This is a genomic window from Burkholderia territorii (assembly GCF_001718335.1).
Taxonomy (GTDB): domain Bacteria; phylum Pseudomonadota; class Gammaproteobacteria; order Burkholderiales; family Burkholderiaceae; genus Burkholderia; species Burkholderia territorii.
This window is the reverse complement of sequence record NZ_CP013365.1, coordinates 1,933,989-1,954,406: the sequence shown is the minus strand read 5'-3', so window position 1 is coordinate 1,954,406 and position 20,418 is coordinate 1,933,989. Positions and strand designations below refer to the sequence as shown.

Here is a 20,418-nt window from a genome sequence, read left to right as displayed (position 1 = left end):
TTGAAGAACCTAGAGAGACAACGCGCACGGTGCGCATTCCAAGGAGATCGACCATGAAGTTGTTCGGAAAACTGTTGTGGACCGGCGCACTGTCGGCGATGGTGGCACTGAGCGCGTCGGCGCTCGCCGATACGAAGCCCACGCTGAAGATCGGTTACGTCGAAGGTTGGGACGACAGTGTCGCGACGTCGAACGTCGCGGCGCGCGTGATCGAGAAGAAGCTCGGCTATCAGGTCCAGCTCGTGCCGGTGGCTGCCGGGATCATGTGGCAGGGCGTGGCGCGCGGCGATCTCGACGCGACGCTTTCCGCATGGCTGCCGGTTACCCACGGCTCCTACTGGGGCGAATACAAGTCGAAGGTCGTCGATCTCGGCGCGAACTTTCCCGACGCGAAGATCGGCCTGATCGTGCCCGACTACGTGAAGGCGAAGAGCATCGACGATCTGAACACCGAGAAAGGCAGCTTCGGCGGCCGGATCGTCGGCATCGACGCGGGCGCGGGCGTGATGCGCAAGACCGACGAAGCGATCAAGAGCTATGGCCTGAACTACACGCTGATGCCGAGCTCGGGCAGCGCGATGACGGCCGAGCTGTCGCGCTCCGTCGGCGCGAGCAAGCCGGTGATCGTGACCGGCTGGGCGCCGCACTGGATGTTCGCGAAGTGGAAGCTGCGCTTCCTCGACGATCCGAAGAAGGTGTTCGGCGGCGCGGAGCACGTCGACAGCGTCGTGAACCCGCAGCTCGAAACGAAGGCGAAGCCGGTCGTCGCGTTCCTGAAGAAATTCCAGTGGAAGCCGGGCGAGATCGACAGCGTGATGCTCGCGATCCAGAACGGCTCGAAGCCGGAAGCCGCCGCCGATGCATGGATTGCGGCGCATGCGGACCGCGTGAATTCGTGGACTGAAGGCGCGCAGTAACGACCGCGGCGAAGCGTCGCGAGGATCATAAAAAAACAGGCCGGGAATGTCTTGCAGGAATCCGAAGTAATCAGGAATTCATGCAGGCATATCCCGGTTTTCTTTTACGGATTCTGCAAGAAAGCCGGCAAGTTGTTACACTACGGCCCTTGTGCGGAGTCATCTGCTTTGCATCGGACCAGAGTAAGCGCTGAAGCGCTAACTCTGATCGAGAGGAGGAATTGGATGAGTCAGGCAGGACTGCGTGCGAATCGCACCAGTGATGTTGAGGCAACCATCTCACATGATTCGACGGGCCACACGCTGCATCGTGGCCTGACTTGGAAAGATGCCTTCTGGGTAACGAGCGGCGTGCCGGCAGGCGTGCTGTTCACGATCGGCGGCGTATGCGCGACGATCGGCCAGCCCGCGTGGGCGATCTGGATCGCCGCGATCACGATGGGCCTGATCCAAAGCGCGACTTATGCGGAAATATCGGGGCTGTTTCCTCATAAATCGGGCGGCGCGTCGGTGTATGGCGCGATCGGCTGGGTTCGATACAGCAAGCTGATTGCCCCGGTTTCGGTGTGGTGCAACTGGCTCGCGTGGTCGCCGATGCTCGCGCTCGGCTGCGGCCTCGCGGCGAGCTATGCGCTCACGAGTCTCTTTCCCGCCGATGCGGCGGTGCTGCACTGGCAGCTCAAGGTTGCGGATCTCGGCTTCATCAAGCCGGGGCTTTCCCTGCGAATCAACGCGACATTCATCATCGCGACGATTCTGCTTCTCATCACGTTCAAACTGCAGCACAGCGGCGCGTCGAAGGCCGCACGCACGCAGCGCATTCTCGGCATCGCGTCGCTCACGCCGCTGTTGATCGTCGGCATCGTGCCGTTCGTCACCGGCGACGTGCCGATGTCGAACCTGCTCCCGCTGCTGCCGCTCGGTCATGATGCGCAAGGCAATCTCACGACCGCGACCTTCGGCTCGTGGAACGGGCAGGGCGTCACGATGGCGCTCGGCGCGATGTTCATGGCCGGCTGGGCGTCGTACGGCTTCGAGACGGCCGTGTGCTACACGCGCGAATTCCGCGATCCGCGTCGCGATACCGCGAAGGCGATCTTCTGGTCGGGTGCGCTGTGTCTCGTCGTGATGACGCTTGTGCCGATGGCGTTCCAGGGCGCGCTCGGCACGCAGGCGATGCTCGATCCGTCGATCGGCGACGGCACCGGCGTCGCGGCCGCGATGGCGAAGATCGTCGGCGGCGGCGCGTGGGTCGCGAACGCGGTCGTCGTGATGCTGATGCTGTCGATCCTGCTGATCGTGATGACGTCGATGATGGGCTCGTCGCGCACGCTGTACCAGGCGTCGGTCGACGGCTGGCTGCCGAAGTATCTGTCGCACGTGAACGAGCACGGCTCGCCCACCCGCGCGATGTGGACCGATCTCGGCTTCAACCTCGTGTTGCTGATGATGTCGGACTACATGACGGTGCTGTCGATCTCGAACGTCTGCTACATGCTGTTCGTGTTCCTGAATCTTCAGTCCGGCTGGATCCACCGGATGGACCGCGGCAACTGGGATCGCCCGTTCCGGTGCCCGACGTGGCTGCTCGTGGCCGGTTCGATCTGCGGCTACGCGAATCTCGTCTATGTCGGCGCGGGCGCGAACCTGCAGGGCGAAGGCACGTTGCGCAACGGGCTGATCGCGATGCTGCTGATCGTGCCGGTGTTTCTCTATCGCCACTACTGGCAGGATCGCGGCCGTTTCCCCGCGCAGATGCAGCGCGACATGGAGCTCGAGGTGCCGAAGCGCGCGATGTGGCTGAACCTGATGCCGTATGCGGCGCTGGTCGGCGCGGCGCTCACGATCTGGCTTTCGTACTACTTCGCGTGGGTGAAGTAAGCGTCTGAGCGCGGTACGCGCGGCGACTCCGGACACCGCACGCGGAGTCGTCGCGCGACGTGCCGAACGCCACGCGATAAAAAACCCGACCGGCTGCTGCCGGTCGGGTTTTTTGTTGGCTGCTCGCCGAAGCGATGTGCTTACGGAAATACCACCGTCCGGTCGCCATTCAGGAACACGCGGCGCTCGATGAACGCCTTCACCGCGCGTGCGAGCGTGATGCATTCGACGTCGCGGCCGACTGCCAGCAGTTGCTCGGGCCGCAGTGCATGATCGACGCGCTCGACCACCTGCTCGATGATCGGACCTTCGTCGAGATCGTCGGTCACGAAATGCGCGGTCGCGCCGATCAGCTTCACGCCGCGCGCGTGCGCCTGGTGATACGGCTTCGCACCCTTGAAGCCGGGCAGGAACGAGTGATGGATGTTGATGGCACGGTTCGCGAGCTTCGCGCTGGTTTCCTGCGACAGCACCTGCATGTAGCGCGCGAGGATCACGAGTTCGGCGCCGCTCGATTCGAAGAAGTCGAGCCACTGCGCTTCCTGCTGCGCCTTGGTGTCGGCCGTGATCGGGAAATGGCGGAACGGCAGCCCGTGCTGCACGGCAAGCGGTTCGAAGTCCGGATGATTCGACACGATGCCGACGATGTCCATCTTCAGCTCGCCCATCCTCCAGCGGAACAGCAGGTCGGCGAGGCAGTGCTCGAGCTTCGACACCATGATCAGCACCTTCGGGCGCGCGTTCACGTCGTGGATCGCCCATTGCGTGTCGCCTTCGCCGCCGCCGCCGAGCGCGGTCGCGATCGGCCCGAACTCCTGGCGCAACGCGTCGATCTGCAGCGTCTCATCCGTCGGATGAAACACGCAGCGCACGAAGAAGCGGTTGCTGAGATCGTCGTCGAACACGTTCAGCGCGTCGACGTAGCAGCGATGGCGCTCGAGAAAGCCGACGACGGCGGCGACCTGGCCGGCCGCGCTCGGGCACGACAGCGTCAGGACGAATTGATCGGGGCGTGAGTCGGCGGTCATGTGATTCCTCGGATGTCTTCGGGGGCGAATCCGCGCGGCGGCGCACCATGGCGTCACGTCGCGCGGGTAGCGGGAGACTCAAGTAAATCAGGACGTTTCGAGTGCGGATAGAACCAACCCGCCGTGTGGCTGGTATCGGCGCGTCAGTGCGGCCGGGCGGGGCGGGGCTTCGGGCCGGCCGGGCAGCGGGCGTCGGGCGACGTTGGCGCGGCGAGCCCCGCCGGCGTCAGGAAAGTATTCCCTTCAGCGGAGCGCCATTCATGCAGGCGCGCACGCATCCAGCAGCCAGCGCCGGAACACGTGGGTCGCATCTGGCTCGGGGCGCTGCGGCGGACGCACGAGGAAGTAGCCGCGCGACGTGACGACGGGGGCGTCGACGAGCTTCACCAGCTGCCCGGACGCGACGAGCTCGTCGACGAGCGGCGACCAGCCGAGCGCGACGCCCTCGCCGAGCAGCGCGGCATGGATCACGAGCGCATAGCTGTTGAAGGTCACGCCGCGCGCGGCGGCCGGCGCGTCGAGGCCATGCGCGTCGAACCAGCCGGCCCACGACAGCCAGCGCTCGGGGCGCGTCGGCTGCACGTGCAGCAGCGGCAGCGCATGCAGATGGTCGGGCCGCGCGACGTGCGGGTGCGCGGCGCGGAACGCGGGCGAGCAGACGGGCGTGACGGATTCCGGAAAGAGCCGCGCGGCCGTGCACGACGGCCAGTGACCGTCGCCGAACAGGATCGCGATGTCGGCATGGTCGCGCTGCGCGTCGTAATCCTGTGACGTGACGACCCGCACGTCGACGTCCGGCATCACGCGCTTCAGGCCCGCGAGCCGCGGCATCAGCCAGTAGGTCGCGAAACCGAAATCCGTGACGATCGTGAGCGCGCCATGCTCGCGGCGCGCGCGCAGCGTCGCGGTGGCGCCGCGCAGCGTGTCGAGGCTCACCCGCACGGCTTCGTACAGGCACTGGCCGTCGCTCGTCAGCGTGACGCCGCGCGGACTGCGCTCGAACAGCGGCACGCCGAGTTCCGCCTCGAGCTGGAACACCTGCTGGCTCACGGCCGGCTGCGTCGAGCCGAGCTCGCGCGCGGCGGCCGTGAAGCTCTGGAGACGGGCGGCCGATTCGAACGCGCGCAGCGCCTGCATCGACGGTAACGGTTCGGATTTCGACATAAGTCTCTCTAATGGCCTCATAAGGGCCGGACGCCTTCCCGCGCGAATTCGGGCGGGGGATAGTGATTCGGACGACACGGCACCGTGCCCGTCCTTCCGCGATTCTAGCCAGTCGCGGCCGGTGCGCGCGGTACTTTCTTCACGCTGCGTCCGTCATGCTGGCCGCGCCGCTGCGCAAGCGTCGCGCCGTTCCGTTCGAACACCGATTTCCCCACGACCGCCGATGACGAACCCGACTCCCAACATCCTGATCCTGATGGCCGACCAGTTGACGCCGTTCGCATTGCCGGCCTACGGCAATCGCGTCGCCCGCACGCCGACGCTCGACCGGCTCGCGTCGCAAGGCGTCGTGTTTGATGCCGCGTATTGCGCGAGCCCGCTGTGCGCGCCGTCGCGTTTCTCGCTGCTGACCGGCAAGCTGCCGTCCGGTATCGGCGCCTACGATAACGCCGCCGAATTGCCGGCGCAAACGCTGACCTTCGCGCACTATCTGCGAGCGGGCGGCTACCGCACGATGCTGTCGGGCAAGATGCATTTCTGCGGACCGGACCAGCTGCACGGCTTCGAGGAGCGGCTGACGACCGACATCTATCCCGCCGACTTCGGCTGGGTGCCCGACTGGGATCGGCCGACCGAGCGGCCGAGCTGGTATCACAACATGAGCTCGGTGCTCGACGCCGGCCCGTGCGTGCGCACGAACCAGCTCGACTTCGACGACGAGGTCACGTTCGCGGCGAAGCAGAAGCTGTACGACGTCGCGCGCGAGCGTGCGGCCGGGCATGACGAGCGGCCGTTCTGCATGGTCGTGTCGCTGACGCATCCGCACGATCCGTACGCGATCACGCGCGAATACTGGGATCTGTACAGCGACGACGAAATCGACATGCCGGCCGTGCGGCTCGATGCGGCCGATAGCGATCCGCATTCGCAGCGGCTGCGCTTCGTCTGCGAAAACGACCGCACGCCGCCCACCGACGCGCAGATCCGCGCCGCGCGCCGCGCATACTATGGCGCGACGTCCTACGTCGACGCGCAATTCGGCAGCGTGCTGGCCGCGCTCGAGCAATGCGGGTTCGCCGACGACACGATCGTGATCGTCACGTCCGACCACGGCGACATGCTCGGCGAGCGCGGCCTCTGGTACAAGATGACGTTTTTCGAAGGCGGCTGCCGCGTGCCGTTGATCGTTCACGCGCCGGGCCGCTTCGATGCCGCGCGGGTGCGCGGGCCCGTGTCGCACGTCGACCTGCTGCCGACGCTGGTCGACCTGGCCGGCGTGGCGCCGGCCGGCGGCTGGCCGGACGCGGTCGACGGCGCGAGCCTCGTGCCGCATCTGCGGGGCGCACCGGCGCACGACGTCGCGCTGGGCGAATATCTCGCGGAAGGCGCGGTCGCGCCGGTCGTGATGATCCGCCGCGGCGACTGGAAGTACGTGCATTGCCCGGCCGATCCCGACCAGCTCTACAACCTCGCCGACGATCCGCGCGAGCGTACGAACCTGGCCGGCCTGCCCGAAGCCGCCGACGTGCTCGCCGAATTCCGCACGGAGGCCGCGCGGCGCTGGAACTTGCCGGAACTCGACGCCCAGGTGCGCGCGAGCCAGCGGCGGCGCCGGTTCCACTACGCGGCGACGACGCAGGGGCGCATCCAGGCATGGGACTGGCAGCCGTTTGCCGATGCGAGCCAGCGCTACATGCGCAATCACATCGAACTCGACACACTCGAAGCGATGGCGCGCTTTCCGCGCGTCGGGCGCTGAACGGTCCGCATCGCGATCATTGACGAACGACGGAGGAAGCGAATCATGAAACGGCAATGCAATGCAGCAATCCGGAGGCTCGGCGCGGCACTCGCCGCGACCGCGTGCGTGGTGGCGATGCAGTCCGCGCACGCCGCCGATCCGCAGACGTGTCGCGACGTGAAGATGGCGGCGCCCGGCTGGACCGACATCGATGCGACCAACGCGATGGCCGGCGTCGTGCTGAAGGCGCTCGGCTACCGGCAGGACGTCGCGAACCTGTCGGTGCCGATCACGTACCAGGGCTTGAAGAAAGGCCAGGTCGACGTGTTCCTCGGCAACTGGATGCCCGCGCAGGCGCCGCTCGTGAAGCCGTTCGTCGACGAGAAATCCATCGACGTGCTGCACGCTAACCTCAGCGGCGCGAAGTTCACGCTGGCCGTGCCCGACTACGTCGCGGCGGCCGGCGTGCATACATTCGCCGATCTCGCGCGCTACGCGGACCGCTTCGGCGGCAAGATCTACGGGATCGAGCCCGGCGCGCCCGCGAACCAGAACATCAAGCGGATGCTGTCCGAACACGCGCTCGGGTCCGCGAACTGGTCGCTCGTCGAGTCGAGCGAGACGGGGATGCTCACGCAGGTCGAGCGCGCGGTGCGGGACAAGCGCTGGATCGTCTTTCTCGCGTGGGAGCCGCACCTGATGAACACGAAGTTCCATCTGACCTACCTGTCGGGCGGAGACGCATATTTCGGCCCGAACTATGGCGGCGCGACCGTCAACACGGTCACGCGCGCCGGCTTTGCCGGCCAGTGCGCGAATCTGGCGCGGCTGTTCCGGCAGATGACGTTCTCCGTGGACGTCGAGAACCGGATGATCGCCGACATGCTCGACAACAAGACGTCGCCCGCGCTCGCGGCGCAGCACGTGCTGAAGGCCGAGCCGGCGCTCGTCGAGGGCTGGCTGGACGGGGTCACGACCGCGTCCGGCACGCCGGCCCTGCCGGCCGTTCGCGCCGCGCTCGACGCCCGCTGACCCGCCTCCGGGCGGCCGGTTTTTGCCGTGCCGCCCGTCTCCGTGTTTTCCCGACCCGTCGCATCAAGACCATTTGGTGTCGCCTTCAGACGGGTGACCCGAAATATGGGTTTGTATTTTTCGCCAATGGCTGCGTTATTGCGGAAAACGAAATGCCGAAGCCATCGGACGTACCGAATTCGAATCAGCCGGCGTATTGCTGCGCGCGCCAGGCCACGGTTCTTTCCATCGAAGGGTTCAGGGAGGGTGGTCGACAATGAAGCAAAAGAAAGTTGCCGTTGCCGCCGCGCTGGCATGCGCGGCCTGTATTCCCGCCATCGGCCATGCGCAGAGCAGCGTGACGCTGTACGGGATTCTCGACGCGGGCATTACGTACGTGAACAACACGGGCGGTTCGCACGTCGTCAAGTTCGATGACGGCGTCGCCTACGGGAACCGCTTCGGCCTGAAAGGCACGGAAGATCTCGGCGGCGGCCTGAAGGCCGTGTTCGCGCTCGAGAGCGGCTTCCACCTCGGTAACGGGCAGCTCGGCTTCGGCGGGTCCGAGTTCGGGCGGCAGGCTTATGTCGGTCTCCAGAACGACTGGGGCACGCTGTCGTTCGGCAACCAGCTGGACATCACCAACGAGCTCGTGTCGATCTACAACATCTCGGCATGGGGCAGCGGCTACGCGATCCACCAGGGCGACTTCGACCGCTTCAACGGCGACCGCCTGCCGAACTCGGTCAAGTTCCTGTCGAACGACCTGAGCGGCTTCAAGTTCGGTGCGATGTACTCGTTCGGCAACGTTGCCGGCAACTTCCATCGCAACAGCGCATGGAGCGCGGGCGCAAGCTACACGAAAGGCGATTTCTCGATCGGCGCCGCCTACACGCGCCTGAACAACCCGAACGGCATCTATGCGTTCGATCCGTACGCGATGATCGGCACGCATACGTTCCTCGGCCAGCAGACCGTGACCGTCGATCCGGCGACCGGCGCGCGCACCGACCTGTTCGCGAACACCGCGATGGACGTCGACAGCCAGGGCACGTTCGGCATCGGCACGAGCTACACGATCGGCAAGCTGTCGCTCGACGCGAACTTCTCGTACACGACGATCAAGGGTTTCGGCCAGTCGTCGCACATGCAGGTGTACGAAGGCGGCGGCATGTACCAGTTCACGCCGGCACTGAGCTTCATCGCGGGCTACCAGCACACGCGTTTCGAAGGCCACCACTGGAACCAGGGCACGGCCGGCCTGCACTACCTGCTGTCGAAGCGCACCGACGTGTACATCTCCGGCGATTACCTGCGTGCTTCGCAAGGTGTCGATGCGGTGATCGGCTACAGCTTCACGCCGTCGACGACGCAGACGCAGGCCGACGTGCGGATCGGGATGCGGCATTCGTTCTGAGCGGAGCGGGTAGTTCTTTCGACGTCTTCAGCGAGGTCTCTCTTTGGCGCGAACCGCGGTTCGCGCTTTTTTTTTGTGCGTCGGCGGGATGCGATTCGGTATCGCACTGCGCGACATGTGCGGGCCGCGTGCGCGCGACAGGCATCGGGCAGGGACGGGGCGGTTGAAGCTATCATCGCGGTTTGGCCGCATCGTGCGGCGCCGGCCTTTCTCCGATGACATCCCTTCGATGACCGCTCCGTTACCCGAATCCCGTTCGCCGTCGCCGTTACCCGCCAACCTGTTTCGCCACGCGCCGTTCCAGCGCTTCTGGGGCACGCGCGTGATGTCGTCGCTCGCGTTCCAGATCCTGTCGGTCGCGATCGGCTGGTACGTCTATGCGCTCACGCACAGCGCGTTCGCGCTCGGTCTCGTCGGGCTCGCGCAGTTCGTGCCGATGTTCGCGCTGACGCTCGTCGTCGGGCAGGTGGCCGACCGCTACGATCGACGCCGCATCGCGACGATCTGCCAGGGCGTCGAGGCGCTGGCCGCCGGCGTGTTCCTGCTCGGCGCCGCGAAAGGATGGCTCACCGCACCGGGCGTGTATGCGCTTGCGGCGATCGTCGGCACCGCGCGCGCGTTCGAATCGCCGTCGGTGTCGTCGCTGCTGCCGGCCGTCGTGCCGCGCGGCGACCTGCCGCGTGCGACGGCGCTGTCGACGTCCGCGAACCAGGCCGCGCAGATTCTCGGGCCTGCGTTCGGCGGCCTGCTGTATGGCATCGGCGCGCCCGCCGCGTTCGGCACGAGCGTCGTCGCATTCGCGATCGCGGCGGTGCTGAGCGGCACGATTCCGCTGCGCAGCGCGCCGCCCGCGCGAGAGCCGGTCACGCTGCGATCGGTGTTTTCCGGCATCGCGTTCATCCGGCGCGAACCGGCGATCCTCGGTGCGCTGTCGCTCGACCTGTTCGCGGTGCTGTTCGGCGGCGCGACCGCGCTGCTGCCGATCTACGCACGCGACATCCTGCAGGTCGGGCCGTGGGGGCTCGGCGCATTGCGCGCGGCGCCCGCGGTCGGCGCACTCGCCGGCACGCTATGGCTCACGCGTTTTCCGTTGAAGGGCCGGCCGGGCCGCGCGATGTTCGGCGGCGTGATCGCGTTCGGTATCGCAACGATCGTGTTCGGGCTGTCGCGGCATTTCGCGGTGTCGCTCGTCGCGCTGGCGGCATTGGGGGCGTCGGACGTCGTGAGCGTCGTCGTGCGCCTGTCGCTCGTGCAATTGCGTACGCCCGACGACATGCTCGGCCGCGTGAGCGCGGTCAACTCGCTGTTCATCGGCACATCGAACCAGCTAGGCGAATTCGAATCGGGCGTGACGGCCGCGTGGTGGGGCGCGCCGGCCGCGATCGTCGTCGGCGGCGCGGCGACGATCGCCGTCGCGCTGACGTGGATGAAACTGTTTCCTCAGCTCACCAACATGCGGTCGCTCGAACGCGACGCATGACGCGCGTCAGGCATCCGGCGTCACGCGCACGGCCGTGCCGTAGCAGATGACTTCCGTCACGCCCGACCCGATCTCGGTCGAGTCGTAGCGCATGGCGACGATCGCGTTCGCGCCGAGCTTGCGCGCGTCGGCGAGCATCTTGTCGAAGGCCTGCTCGCGCGCCTTCTCGCACAGCGACGTATAGAGCGTGATGTTGCCGCCGAAGATGGTCTGCAGCGCCGCGCCGAACGAGCCGACGATCGAGCGCGAACGCACGATGATGCCCTGCGCGACACCGAGCGATCGGACGGTCGTGTGGCCGGGCAGGTCGAACGCGGTCGTGACGCGTTCGGGCGAGAGATCGTCGGTGAAGCGGGAGAGGTCGGTCATGGCGGTGCGCCGTCGCGCGGAAGTGATCGAACGACGATTCTATCCGGAACGGGAAACGCGCTTCGACCGGGCGCGCACGATGCGCGCGCGCCCGGTGCGGCCCGGTCAGCGCTTGACGGTCGCGCTGCCGTCGCCGCCGAGATCGACTGCATACGCGAGCGCCAGCTTGCCGAACTTCAGCGCGTGGTTCGCCTGCCGGTCCGAATTCTCCAGCGTGTCGTTCACGGTATGGATATACGGACTGTCGTTCTGATCGGCCTCGAACGGGAACGAAGCCGGGTAGCCCTGCGCATTCCACGACGCGTGATCCGAACACGCATACCCGCACTGCGACGTGCCGATCGCGAGTTCCGGCAGGTAGGTCTTCGCCAGGTTCGTCAGGTAGGTGTTCTGCGCGGCGTTGGTGTAGTCGGTGATCAGGTAGATGTCCTTCGGATCGCCCTTGTAGTTCGTCATGTCCAGTTGCAGCACGCCGACCACGTTCGCATTTTGCGTGCGGAACTGCTTCGCGATCGCCTTCGATCCGAGCAGCCCGGCTTCCTCGGCCGCGTACCCGACGAACTTGATCGTCCGCTTCGGCCGGTAGCCGTTCGCGAGCAGCACGCGCAGCGCTTCGGTCAGGCTGGCGATGCCGGACGCATCGTCGTCGGCGCCGGGCGAGCGCGTGTTCTCCGTCGTGCGGCCGACCGTCGAATCGAGGTGCCCGCCCAGCACGACCGTGCCGGCGGCCGGATCGCTGCCGCGGATCGTCAGGATCACCGATTTCTGCGGAAAACCCGTGTGCGCGAACTGCTCGACGGCGATGTCGCTGCGCGAGCCGGCCAGTTGCTTCCACTGCAGCGCGAGCCAGTCCGAGGCGGCGACGCCGTGCGACGTCGTGTAGTAGCGATTCGTGAACCCCGACAACGACGTGATCGTGCCGGCGATGTTGCTGGCCTGCAGTTGCTGGATCCAGGTCTTGATCTGCGGTGCGTTCGACACCGCGTAGGCGGTCGCGGCGGCCTGTTTCGCGAGCGTCGCGGGCGCCGGCTGCAATGCCCGGCGCGCGTCGTCGAACGAGTCGTGCACGATGTAGCCGGGTCCGTGGCCGCGCGCATGGTGTACCGCATGGGCGAGCTCGCCGAGCCGCGCATCGTCGATCTCGACGACGTGCACGGTTTCGCGGCGCGTGGTGCCGTCGGCGGCTTTTCCAGCGTCCACCGTCGTGCTGTACTGCGCCGTCGCGCTCGCATCGATGCGTTGAAGCTGGCGCAAGGCGGTGTCGCCGAGCGTGATCCACACCGGCGTCGCTTGCGCGGCGGCGGTCAGCAGCATGCCGCCCAGCGCGGCGCTCAGGCGGGTCAATGTCAGAGTAGGCATGTTCGATCTCGTGAGGATGGCGATGTCGAGGAAGAGGGTGCGCCGCAGGTCGTGCGACGCCCCCCGCCTGCTGCGGAATTACGACTTCTGCGGCACGGTCACGCCGTACGTGCAGCTCTTGTTGTACGCGTTGCCGATCGCCGCGAGCTGTGCGCTGCTGTAGCCGAGCGCGGCGGCGGCCGTCAGCACCGCTTGCGCGGCGGCCTTCTGGTTCGTTGAGCTGTTGGTCATCGACAGCCCCTTCAGGAACGCCTTGTCCATCGCCTGCGCGCCGATCGCGTCGCGCGCGACGAGGTTGCACGATGCCCAGTACTGGCCGGCCGTGTGGATCTCGGCGCCGCGTGCCTGCGCGTAAGTGCGCCCGACGTTCCAGTTGGTCACGCGGCCGCCCCAGTATTCGTTGTGGCCGTCCCAGTTGTAGACCCAGTGATACTGCGTGTCGGACGGGCTCCACTGGTTGAAGTCGCGGCTGTATGCGGCGGCGAGATAGTCACCGGTGCCTTCCGACAGGCCTTCCTGCTGCGACAGGCCGCCATTGGTCACCCAGTCGTGGATGCCGTGCCCGAGCTCGTGGATCACGACGTCCGCATCTTCCGCATCGTCGACACCGCCCTGCCCGAAGGTGAGCCTGCCGCTGCTCGACGAGTACGACGAGTTGTCGTCGCCCGATTCGCCGTGCGGGTCGTACTGCACACCGCCCGTGTACTGGTACGGCATCGCCTTGATACCGAGCGTCTGGTTCACGTAACGCAGGAACGTGTCGATGTGGTAGTACGCGTTCACCGCCTCGAAGTAAAGGTTGCCGCGCGTGAACTCGAATGCGGGCGTCGCCTGTGCCGGGCACGCATTGTCGCGCGGCGCGTCGAAATCGATGCACGATGCATACGGGCCGGACAGCACGTAGCGTGAATTCGACTGCGCGAGATCCTTCAGCGTCACGCGTACGCGCGAGGCCGTGAGCTGCGTGGAGTCCGCGTCGTTGTTGTCCTTGTAGCCCGTGCTGCCGTAGCTGCTCTTCGTCGACGAAAGCGGATCCGGCCGGAACACGAAACCGGTGCCGTCGGTCGCGTAGAACGCCTTGTCCTCGGCGCGCAGCACTTCGCCGCTGCCCGCGTCGATCAGCAGTTCCCAGTCGCCTTTCGGGCCGTCCTGCGGACGGCCGCGCACCTTCCATGCGGTATGCGTGCCGGCCTTGTCGACGAACGCGACGAGTTGCGCGTCGAGGTTCGTGAAGCCGCCGACGCCGAGATACGCGCGTGCGCGGTCGAGCGCCTGCTGCTGGTCGACGGCCTGCGCCTTGCGCGCGGTGGCAACCACGCCGTTGATTGTGTTGCTCGCGACGTACAGGATGCGGCCGTCCTTCGCGACGGTTACCGCGATGTCGCTGCCGTACACGGGCAGCCCGGCCGCCTGCTGCTGGAAGCGCACGACGGTGAAATCGGCGTCGTTTCGCTCCGACGTCACCGCGAGGCTCGCGAGTGCGGCCGCGTCGAGCCCGAGCTGCGTCGCCTGCGACGCGACGAAATCGCGCGCGGTGGCGGCGGGCGTGGCGGCCGCCTTCTTCGCGCGATATGCGGGGTTGTACAGCGTGACGGCGACGCCGTCCGCGCGGAACTGGCCGGCGGCCGTGTCGGCCTTGGCTGCGGCCGGTGCGACGCCGCGCGTCAGGCTTTCGCGCAGGCTCGCCGCCTGCGGGTTCGCGACCTTGGTATCGGCCGCGCTGCCGCCGACGATGCCGAAACCGAGCGCGAGACCCAGGGCGAGCGGCAATGCTTTGCGTGATGTCTGCATACGTGATCCTCATCTCAACGGTTGGACACGCCCGCGCGCTCGTGGCGAGCAGGCACGACACGGCCCGCGCGCCGGCTCGATGGAACCGGTGCGGCAAAGCTGTGCAGGGAGAGTCGACTGACTAAGGACGACTAAGCGTCAGGTCGAACAGAATCGGAGCGAAACGGCGGCGGGGAAGCGAACGGCAGGCAGGTGCGGCGACGGCGAAGCGAGCATCGTCATGTCATACCCCTCGGATCGGCATTGATTGGTTCGGCAGCCTGCGTGGCGCGACTTGCGTCGGGCACGGGCTCTCATCTCTTTAGGGCTGCCTATCTAATTGCGAGGTATGTTACAGAATATTTTCGCCGACATTGCAATTTATTTTCGAAGGCCGCTTCGGTCCTTCGATCAATCGGCGGCATTGTTCAGCGAATGGCGGGAAACGCTGTCGCGGCACGCAATAGCGCGCCGGATTGTACGTAAAAGCGGCGTTGCTCAGCGCGTCGCGCGACGGTCGCTGCGCGGGCTCACGCCGAAGCGCGAGCGGTACGTGCGCGAGAAATGCGATGGCGATTCGAAGCCGCATGCGACGCAGACCGACGTGATGCTCATGTCGGTCTGCTGCAGCAGCTCGCGGGCGCGATCGAGGCGCAGGTTCAGGTAGAAACGTGTCGGCGTGTCATTCAGCGTTGCGCTGAACAGCCGTTCGAGCTGGCGCCGCGTGATCGACACGTCCTGCGCGAGCGCGTCCGAGCCGAGCGGGCTCTCCATGTGCCGCTGCATCGTGTCGATCACCTGGATCAGCTTGCGGTTGTGCACGCCGTAGCGCGCGGCGATCTCGAGCCGCTGGCTGTCGGAGCGTTGCCGGATGCGGCTGACGACAAACTGCTCGGAGATCGCCGCCGCAAGATCGGCGCCGTGCCGCCTGCCGATCAGGTCGAGCATCATGTCGATCGACGCGGTGCCGCCCGCACAGGTGATGCGCCGGTCGTCGATCTCGAACAGTTCCTGCGTCGCGTTCAGGCCCGGGTAGCGTTCGCGGAACGCGGCGAGCGCTTCCCAGTGCAGCGTGAGCGTTTGCGATGCATCGAACAGCCCGGCTTCCGCGAGCACGAAGCTGCCGGTGTCGATGCCGCCGAGCGTCGCGCCGTGCCGGTTCTGGCGGCGCAGCCAGTCGCCGAGCGCGCGGTCGTAGCACACGAGCGGATCGAAGCCGGCGACGACGAACACCGTCTCGACCCGCGCGACGTCCGCGTACGCGGCCTCGGCGGCCACCGGGATGCCGTTGCTCGCGGCGACGGGCGCGCCGTCCGCGCTGATCACGTGCCAGCGGTACAGCTCGGTGCGAAAGCGGTTCGCGACGCGCAGCGGTTCGACCGCCGACATGAAGCCGAGCGCGGAGAAGCCGGGCAGCAACAGGAAGTGGAAATCCTCTGGCATCGGGGCGTATGGTGGAATCGGTTGGGGCATCACGTCAGCGCGAGACGCGACGTTGCGCGGCGGGCATGCGTGTATGCGGGCACGCGCGCCGCGCCCGGCTCGCGCAAGCCGGCATGTTCGACGCATGATTATCGCGGGTTTTGCGGGCGCTCAGCGCATTTTTACGCCGCGCACCGTCCGGCGCGCCGTTGTCGAAGGCAGCTCGCCGAACTGCGCCTTGTACGCGTTCGCGAAATGCCCGAGGTGGATGAAGCCCCAGCGCGCGGCGGCTTCGCTGATCGGCAGGTCGGACTGCCGCGTGTCGAGCAGCAGGCGTCGCACCTGAGCGAGGCGCAGCGAGCGCGTGTAGTTCAGCGGACCGGTCTGCACGATCGACTGGAAGCTGTTCTGCATCGTGCGCCGGCTCACGCGCAGCTGCGTGCACAGGCTCAGGATGTCGACGGGCGCCTCCGGGTGCCCGATCACGTAGTCGTGCACGCGGCGCACGATGTCGGCATGGCACGCATGCGTCAGACGATTCGACGGTTCGGGCATCCGATACGTGAGCAGATCGACGAGCACATTCGCGACCTCGCCGCGCAGCTGGGACTGCGCGCGCGCCGTGTCGAATGCGTCGGGTGCCGACAGCATGCGTTCGAGCAGCGTCGCGAGTTGCACGCTCGCGCGTTCGCGCGCGGCGACCGGCACATCGGCGACGCCGCGCCGCAGCGCGCGCTCATCGAGCCGGACATCGGCGGCATCCTCGATCTGCTGCATCAGCTCGGAATCGATCACCACGCCGATCAGCGACATGTCGTCGGGCGAATGGAGTTCGAAAGGCGAGCCGCCGCGCGCCAACACGATCGTGCCGAGCTCGATGCGTGCATCGCCGAATGCGAAGGTACCCGAGCCAGTGAGCGGCATGCCGAATACCGTATGGCCGGACGGCAGGCGCCCGCGCTGGATGATGCGCACGTTCGCCGCTTCCTGGAACAGTTGCACGCCGGCGAATTCCGCGTGCTTGATCGCGCTGCGATACGAGCCGGAACCGATCTGGTCGTAGCGCTGATCCCAACCGCGCAGTGCCTCGGCATGCCGGTCCGCGTCGTCGAACATCTGGTGAAACACGAGCATGGCGCCTCCGGCGATCGTTCGGACCGCGCAAGATTAAACCGACCGCACGGTCGGCGCAATACGGATGAGCGCCATTCCGGTCGGGGGTTTTCCGAGGGTCGAAAGATGTCGACGTGTGACGCCTTTCAGACGGTTTTCCAATATCCCGAATCGGCACGCACGCGTTGCCGGTCCGGGTGCTGAACGGATTTATTGTCGAACTACAGTCGCCTCACATTACGTGAATCCCAACTGGAGGCGACATGAGAACAAGGCGACGCACCGCGGCCGTCGCGGTGACGCTGGCGCTCGCGGCGGCGCGGATAGTGAGCGCATACGCGACGGAAAAACCCGAGGAACTCGTCGTGCAGAAGATGCCGCCGTGGCATCCGCACCAGGTGTACGTCGTCGATATCGCGATGCCGACGATGACCGACGGGCGCATCTTCGTGTACGACGCCGACGCGAAGAAGCTGCTCGGCCAGATCGACGGCGGCTTCGCGCCCGGTCTGGCGATCTCGCCCGACCACAAGACCAGCTTCATCGCAACGACCTATTTCTCGCGCGGCTCGCACGGCACGCGCACCGACGTCGTCGAGATGACCGACAACACGACGCTCGATCACGCGGGCGAGATCGTGATTCCGGCGAAGCACGGGCAGCACGTGCCGTCGCCGTACAACACCGCGTTCAGCGCGGACGGCAAGCGGCTGTACGTCGCGAACATCACGCCGGCCGCGTCGGTGACCGTGATCGACGCCGTTTCGAAGAAGGTGCTGTCGGAAATCGACACCGCGGCGTGCGTGCTCGCGTATCCGTCGGGCAACGACCGCTTTACCGCGCTGTGCGAAAGCGGCAAGGCGCTCACCGTCACGCTCGATGCGAACGGCACGGAGGTGAAGCGCACGATGTCCGACGCATTCATCGACGTCGACAACGATCCGGCCTTCGTCAACGCATCGCGCTACCGGAGCGCCTATCTTTTCACGACTTACCACGGCAACGTGCGCAGCGCCGATTTCAGCGGCGACAAGCCGGCGTTCGGCAAGTCGTGGTCGCTGCTGACCGATGCCGAGCGCGCCGAAGGCTGGCGCCCGGGCGGCATGCAGCAGACGGCCGTGCAGGCGACGCACAACCGCTTCTACGTGCTGATGCACAAGGGCGGCGACGGCACGCACAAGGATCCGGGCACGCAGGTGTGGGTGTACGACCTGAAATCGAAACGGCGTGTCGCGCGCTGGGATCTCGCGCAACTGAAGGTCGATCCGCTCGTGTCGATCCAGGTCAGCGAGGATGACAAGCCGTTGTTCTACGGGCTGACGGGCACGTCCGATCTCGTCGTGATGGACGCGAACACCGGCAAGCCGCAACACGTCGAGAAGCAGATCGGCAGTACGCCGACGCTGCTCGTGAACCCGTGAGGCCGCGATGACGCTCGATCCCGTACTCGCCACCAGCGCGCAGGCCGGCGCGGCCGTCGTCGTGCTGCTCGGTGCCTTCTCGAAGATGCGCCGGCCCGCGGCGTTCCGGCAGGCACTTGCAGGTTACCGGCTGCTGCCCGATGCGCTCACCGCGCCCGCCGCGTTCGCGATTCCGCTCGCGGAAGCCGTCTGCGCCGCGGCGCTGCTGTTTCCCGATACACGCACGGGCGGCGCGCTCGGCCTGATCGCATTGTTGCTCGTCTTCGCGGCCGGGATGACGATCAACATCGTGCGCGGCCATACCGACATCGACTGCGGCTGTTCCGGTTTCGCCGCCGCGCGCGCGGGCGCGCCGCTCGGCATCGGCTGGCTGCATGTCGCGCGCGTGCTGCTGCTCGTCGTACTGTCCGCGACCGCGTTCGTCGAACCGGGCGGCCGCGCGATCGTGTGGTTCGACTACCTGACGCTGTTCTCTTCCGTGTTGCTGATCGTCTGCGCGCTGCTCACCGTCGACGTGCTGCTCGCCAACGTACCGCGCCTTTCCCACCTGAGGAATTCATGATGCAAACCGCTCTCACCATTTCCACGGCCTTGCTCTGGGTCGCCGTTCTCGCGCTCGGCGCGATCTGCCTCGCGCTCGTGCGCCAGATCGGCATCCTGTACGAACGCATCATGCCGGCCGGCGCGTTGATGATCGACAAGGGGCCGGCAGTCGGGGCGATCGCGCCGACGTTCGAACTGACCGACATACGCGGCTCGCAGGTGAAAGTCGGCGGTATCGACGCATCGGGCAAGGCGACGCTGCTGTTCTTCCTGTCGCCGACGTGCCCGGTGTGCAAGAAGCTGCTGCCGCTGTTGCCGTCGCTCCAGGCGAGCGAGTCGACGCCGGTGAACATCGTGCTCGCCAGCGACGGCGATCTCGACGAACACACGCGCTTCGCGCAGAAGCACGACCTCGCGCGTTTCCCGTACGTGCTGTCGCAGGAGCTCGGCCTCGCATACCAGATCGGCAAATTGCCGTATGCGGTGCTGCTCGACGACACCGGCACCGTGCGCGCGAAGGGGCTCGTCAATACGCGCGAGCATCTCGAGAGCCTGTTCGAAGCGAAAGAGCGTGGCGTCGCATCGCTGCAGCAGTTCGTGCATGGCGGTCACGCCCACGACGGCCATCAAGCGCATGCGCAGCACGCGTGAGCGGCCGATCTTCCTTCAACGTTAACGGAGAGCAACGGAATGGGCCTGTTTGATTCATGGTTCGAACGGTCGGCGCGCGGCGTCGCGCAGCATAGTTCGCGGCGCAGCGCGATGGCGAAGCTTGGCAAGGTGCTGGTCGGATCGGCGATGCTGCCGCTCCTGCCGGTCGATCGCACCGCGTATGCGGCCGACGCGGCCTCGGGTGCATCGGCGGCGTCCGGTGCCGGCGCATCGGGCGCGAGCGACGATCCGACGAGCTGCGATTACTGGAAATACTGCGCGATCGACGGCTGGCTGTGCAGTTGCTGCGGCGGTACGTCGAGTAGCTGCCCGCCGGGCACCACGCCTTCGCCGATCACGTGGATCGGCACCTGCCGCAATCCGCACGACGGTTCGGACTACATCGTGTCGTACAACGACTGCTGCGGCAAGACGTCGTGCGGCAAGTGCTTCTGCAACCGCAACGAGCGCGAGAAACCGCTGTACAAGCTGTCGCTGAACAACGACATCAACTGGTGCATGGCAAACGGCAATTCGAATTACCACTGTTCCGTTTCGGTCCTGCTGGGAGCGGCCAAGCAATGAAAGTGAAGCAAGCTGGAAAGATCGTGGCCGCATGCGTGGCGGCTTCCGCCGGATTTCTGATGCTGCCGGGCGTGGCCGGTGCGCAGCAGACCGTTCATTACCCGGCGGGCAAGAGCCTGTTCGATGCACAGTGCGCAGTGTGTCACCAGGCGGGCGGCAAGGGGCAGGACGGCCTCGCGCCGCCGTTGACCGAATACCCGGGCAAGTACGCGGCGGCCGACGCCGGCCGTGCGCAGCTCGTCGCGACGCTGTTGCACGGGATGTTCGGCGAAATCAAGGTGCACGACAAGCGCTACAACTTCAAGATGCCTTCATTCGCGAGCGCGAGCGATGACGATATCGCGAACGTGCTCAACTACGTCGTGTTCGATCTCAACGACAGGCAAGGTGACGCGAAACCGTTCACCGCCGCAGACATTCGCGCGGCGCGGGCGAAGGAGATGGACGGTGCGGCCGTTCATGCGCAACGCGCGATCGTGACGAAGGGGCTGGGGCTGTGAAAGCCGCGCGCATTCCGCATGACGAAGGTCGACGCGCGGTTGCGTC

The 20,418-nt window shown here is 66.4% G+C and carries 18 protein-coding genes; 11 read left to right on the top strand and 7 right to left on the bottom strand.

Translation table 11 applies throughout. The features are described 5' to 3' along the window. Window positions 1-53 precede the first annotated feature (53 nt). Both WS51_RS08665 and WS51_RS08660 read left to right on the top strand, forming a co-directional pair. The gene (locus WS51_RS08665) at window positions 54-917 is read left to right on the top strand and encodes a glycine betaine ABC transporter substrate-binding protein (RefSeq protein WP_069228948.1); all 864 of its coding nucleotides are present in this window, start codon (window positions 54-56) and stop codon (window positions 915-917) included. Window positions 918-1,142: 225 nt separating this feature from the next. Further along, entirely contained in the window at window positions 1,143-2,798 is a 1,656-nt protein-coding gene (locus WS51_RS08660; RefSeq protein ID WP_059799643.1) for an APC family permease, read from the top strand. Between the two features lie 140 nt (window positions 2,799-2,938). Here WS51_RS08660 and purU read toward each other — a convergent pair whose 3' ends face one another. Both purU and WS51_RS08650 read right to left on the bottom strand, forming a co-directional pair. After that, complete coding sequence (gene purU / locus WS51_RS08655; protein WP_059451749.1) at window positions 2,939-3,826, bottom strand: formyltetrahydrofolate deformylase; 888 nt, start codon at window positions 3,824-3,826, stop codon at window positions 2,939-2,941. Window positions 3,827-4,084: 258 nt separating this feature from the next. Then, window positions 4,085-5,011, bottom strand: a complete 927-nt coding sequence (locus tag WS51_RS08650; RefSeq protein WP_081051594.1) for a choline sulfate utilization transcriptional regulator — start codon at window positions 5,009-5,011, stop codon at window positions 4,085-4,087. A 202-nt stretch (window positions 5,012-5,213) separates the two neighbouring features. On the opposite strand from WS51_RS08650, the gene betC reads away from it, so the two are divergent. From betC to WS51_RS08630, 4 genes are all read left to right on the top strand, one after another. Beyond that, the gene (gene betC / locus WS51_RS08645; protein ID WP_059504194.1) at window positions 5,214-6,749 is read left to right on the top strand and encodes a choline-sulfatase; all 1,536 of its coding nucleotides are present in this window, start codon (window positions 5,214-5,216) and stop codon (window positions 6,747-6,749) included. 45 nt (window positions 6,750-6,794) lie between these two features. Further along, entirely contained in the window at window positions 6,795-7,763 is a 969-nt protein-coding gene (choX, locus tag WS51_RS08640; RefSeq protein ID WP_059504192.1) for a choline ABC transporter substrate-binding protein, read from the top strand. Window positions 7,764-8,019: 256 nt separating this feature from the next. Continuing rightward, window positions 8,020-9,159, top strand: coding sequence for a porin (locus WS51_RS08635; RefSeq protein WP_059451745.1), 1,140 nt, complete (start codon window positions 8,020-8,022; stop codon window positions 9,157-9,159). 229 nt (window positions 9,160-9,388) lie between these two features. Then, on the top strand, window positions 9,389-10,639 hold the full coding sequence (locus WS51_RS08630; RefSeq protein ID WP_059447752.1) for an MFS transporter: 1,251 nt from the start codon (window positions 9,389-9,391) through the stop codon (window positions 10,637-10,639). Window positions 10,640-10,645: 6 nt separating this feature from the next. On the opposite strand, the gene WS51_RS08625 is transcribed toward WS51_RS08630, so the two are convergent. From WS51_RS08625 to WS51_RS08605, 5 genes are all read right to left on the bottom strand, one after another. Beyond that, window positions 10,646-11,008: a YbjQ family protein gene (locus tag WS51_RS08625; RefSeq protein ID WP_059504188.1), complete on the bottom strand. Its 363-nt coding sequence runs from the start codon at window positions 11,006-11,008 to the stop codon at window positions 10,646-10,648. A gap of 105 nt (window positions 11,009-11,113) precedes the next feature. After that, on the bottom strand, window positions 11,114-12,367 hold the full coding sequence (locus WS51_RS08620) for a M20/M25/M40 family metallo-hydrolase (RefSeq protein ID WP_059799646.1): 1,254 nt from the start codon (window positions 12,365-12,367) through the stop codon (window positions 11,114-11,116). Between the two features lie 78 nt (window positions 12,368-12,445). Further along, window positions 12,446-14,158 carry a M36 family metallopeptidase gene (locus WS51_RS08615; RefSeq protein WP_059544321.1) on the bottom strand — a complete coding sequence of 571 codons (1,713 nt, stop codon included), beginning with the start codon at window positions 14,156-14,158 and terminating at the stop codon, window positions 12,446-12,448. Window positions 14,159-14,635: 477 nt separating this feature from the next. Beyond that, window positions 14,636-15,580, bottom strand: a complete 945-nt coding sequence (locus WS51_RS08610; protein WP_059466832.1) for a GlxA family transcriptional regulator — start codon at window positions 15,578-15,580, stop codon at window positions 14,636-14,638. Window positions 15,581-15,730: 150 nt separating this feature from the next. Then, window positions 15,731-16,693 (bottom strand): helix-turn-helix domain-containing protein, encoded by a 963-nt coding sequence (locus WS51_RS08605; protein WP_059769054.1) that lies wholly within the window; start codon window positions 16,691-16,693, stop codon window positions 15,731-15,733. Between the two features lie 242 nt (window positions 16,694-16,935). Between WS51_RS08605 and WS51_RS08600 the strand changes: the two genes are divergently transcribed. From WS51_RS08600 to WS51_RS08580, 5 genes are read left to right on the top strand one after another with little or no spacing between them, the layout of a single operon-like run. Continuing rightward, on the top strand, window positions 16,936-18,093 hold the full coding sequence (locus tag WS51_RS08600; protein WP_059769055.1) for an amine dehydrogenase large subunit: 1,158 nt from the start codon (window positions 16,936-16,938) through the stop codon (window positions 18,091-18,093). A gap of 7 nt (window positions 18,094-18,100) precedes the next feature. Continuing rightward, window positions 18,101-18,655, top strand: coding sequence for a MauE/DoxX family redox-associated membrane protein (locus tag WS51_RS08595; protein WP_059868049.1), 555 nt, complete (start codon window positions 18,101-18,103; stop codon window positions 18,653-18,655). Continuing rightward, a complete protein-coding gene (gene mauD, locus WS51_RS08590) occupies window positions 18,652-19,287 on the top strand; it encodes a methylamine dehydrogenase accessory protein MauD (RefSeq protein ID WP_059504176.1) in 636 nt (211 codons plus the stop codon). Before WS51_RS08595 ends, mauD begins: the two co-directional genes overlap by 4 nt. Before the next feature lie 39 nt (window positions 19,288-19,326). Continuing rightward, window positions 19,327-19,872 carry a methylamine dehydrogenase light chain gene (locus WS51_RS08585; protein WP_059447743.1) on the top strand — a complete coding sequence of 182 codons (546 nt, stop codon included), beginning with the start codon at window positions 19,327-19,329 and terminating at the stop codon, window positions 19,870-19,872. Then, window positions 19,869-20,372 carry a c-type cytochrome gene (locus WS51_RS08580; protein WP_059504175.1) on the top strand — a complete coding sequence of 168 codons (504 nt, stop codon included), beginning with the start codon at window positions 19,869-19,871 and terminating at the stop codon, window positions 20,370-20,372. The genes WS51_RS08585 and WS51_RS08580 overlap by 4 nt, the downstream gene beginning before the upstream one ends. Window positions 20,373-20,418 lie beyond the last annotated feature (46 nt).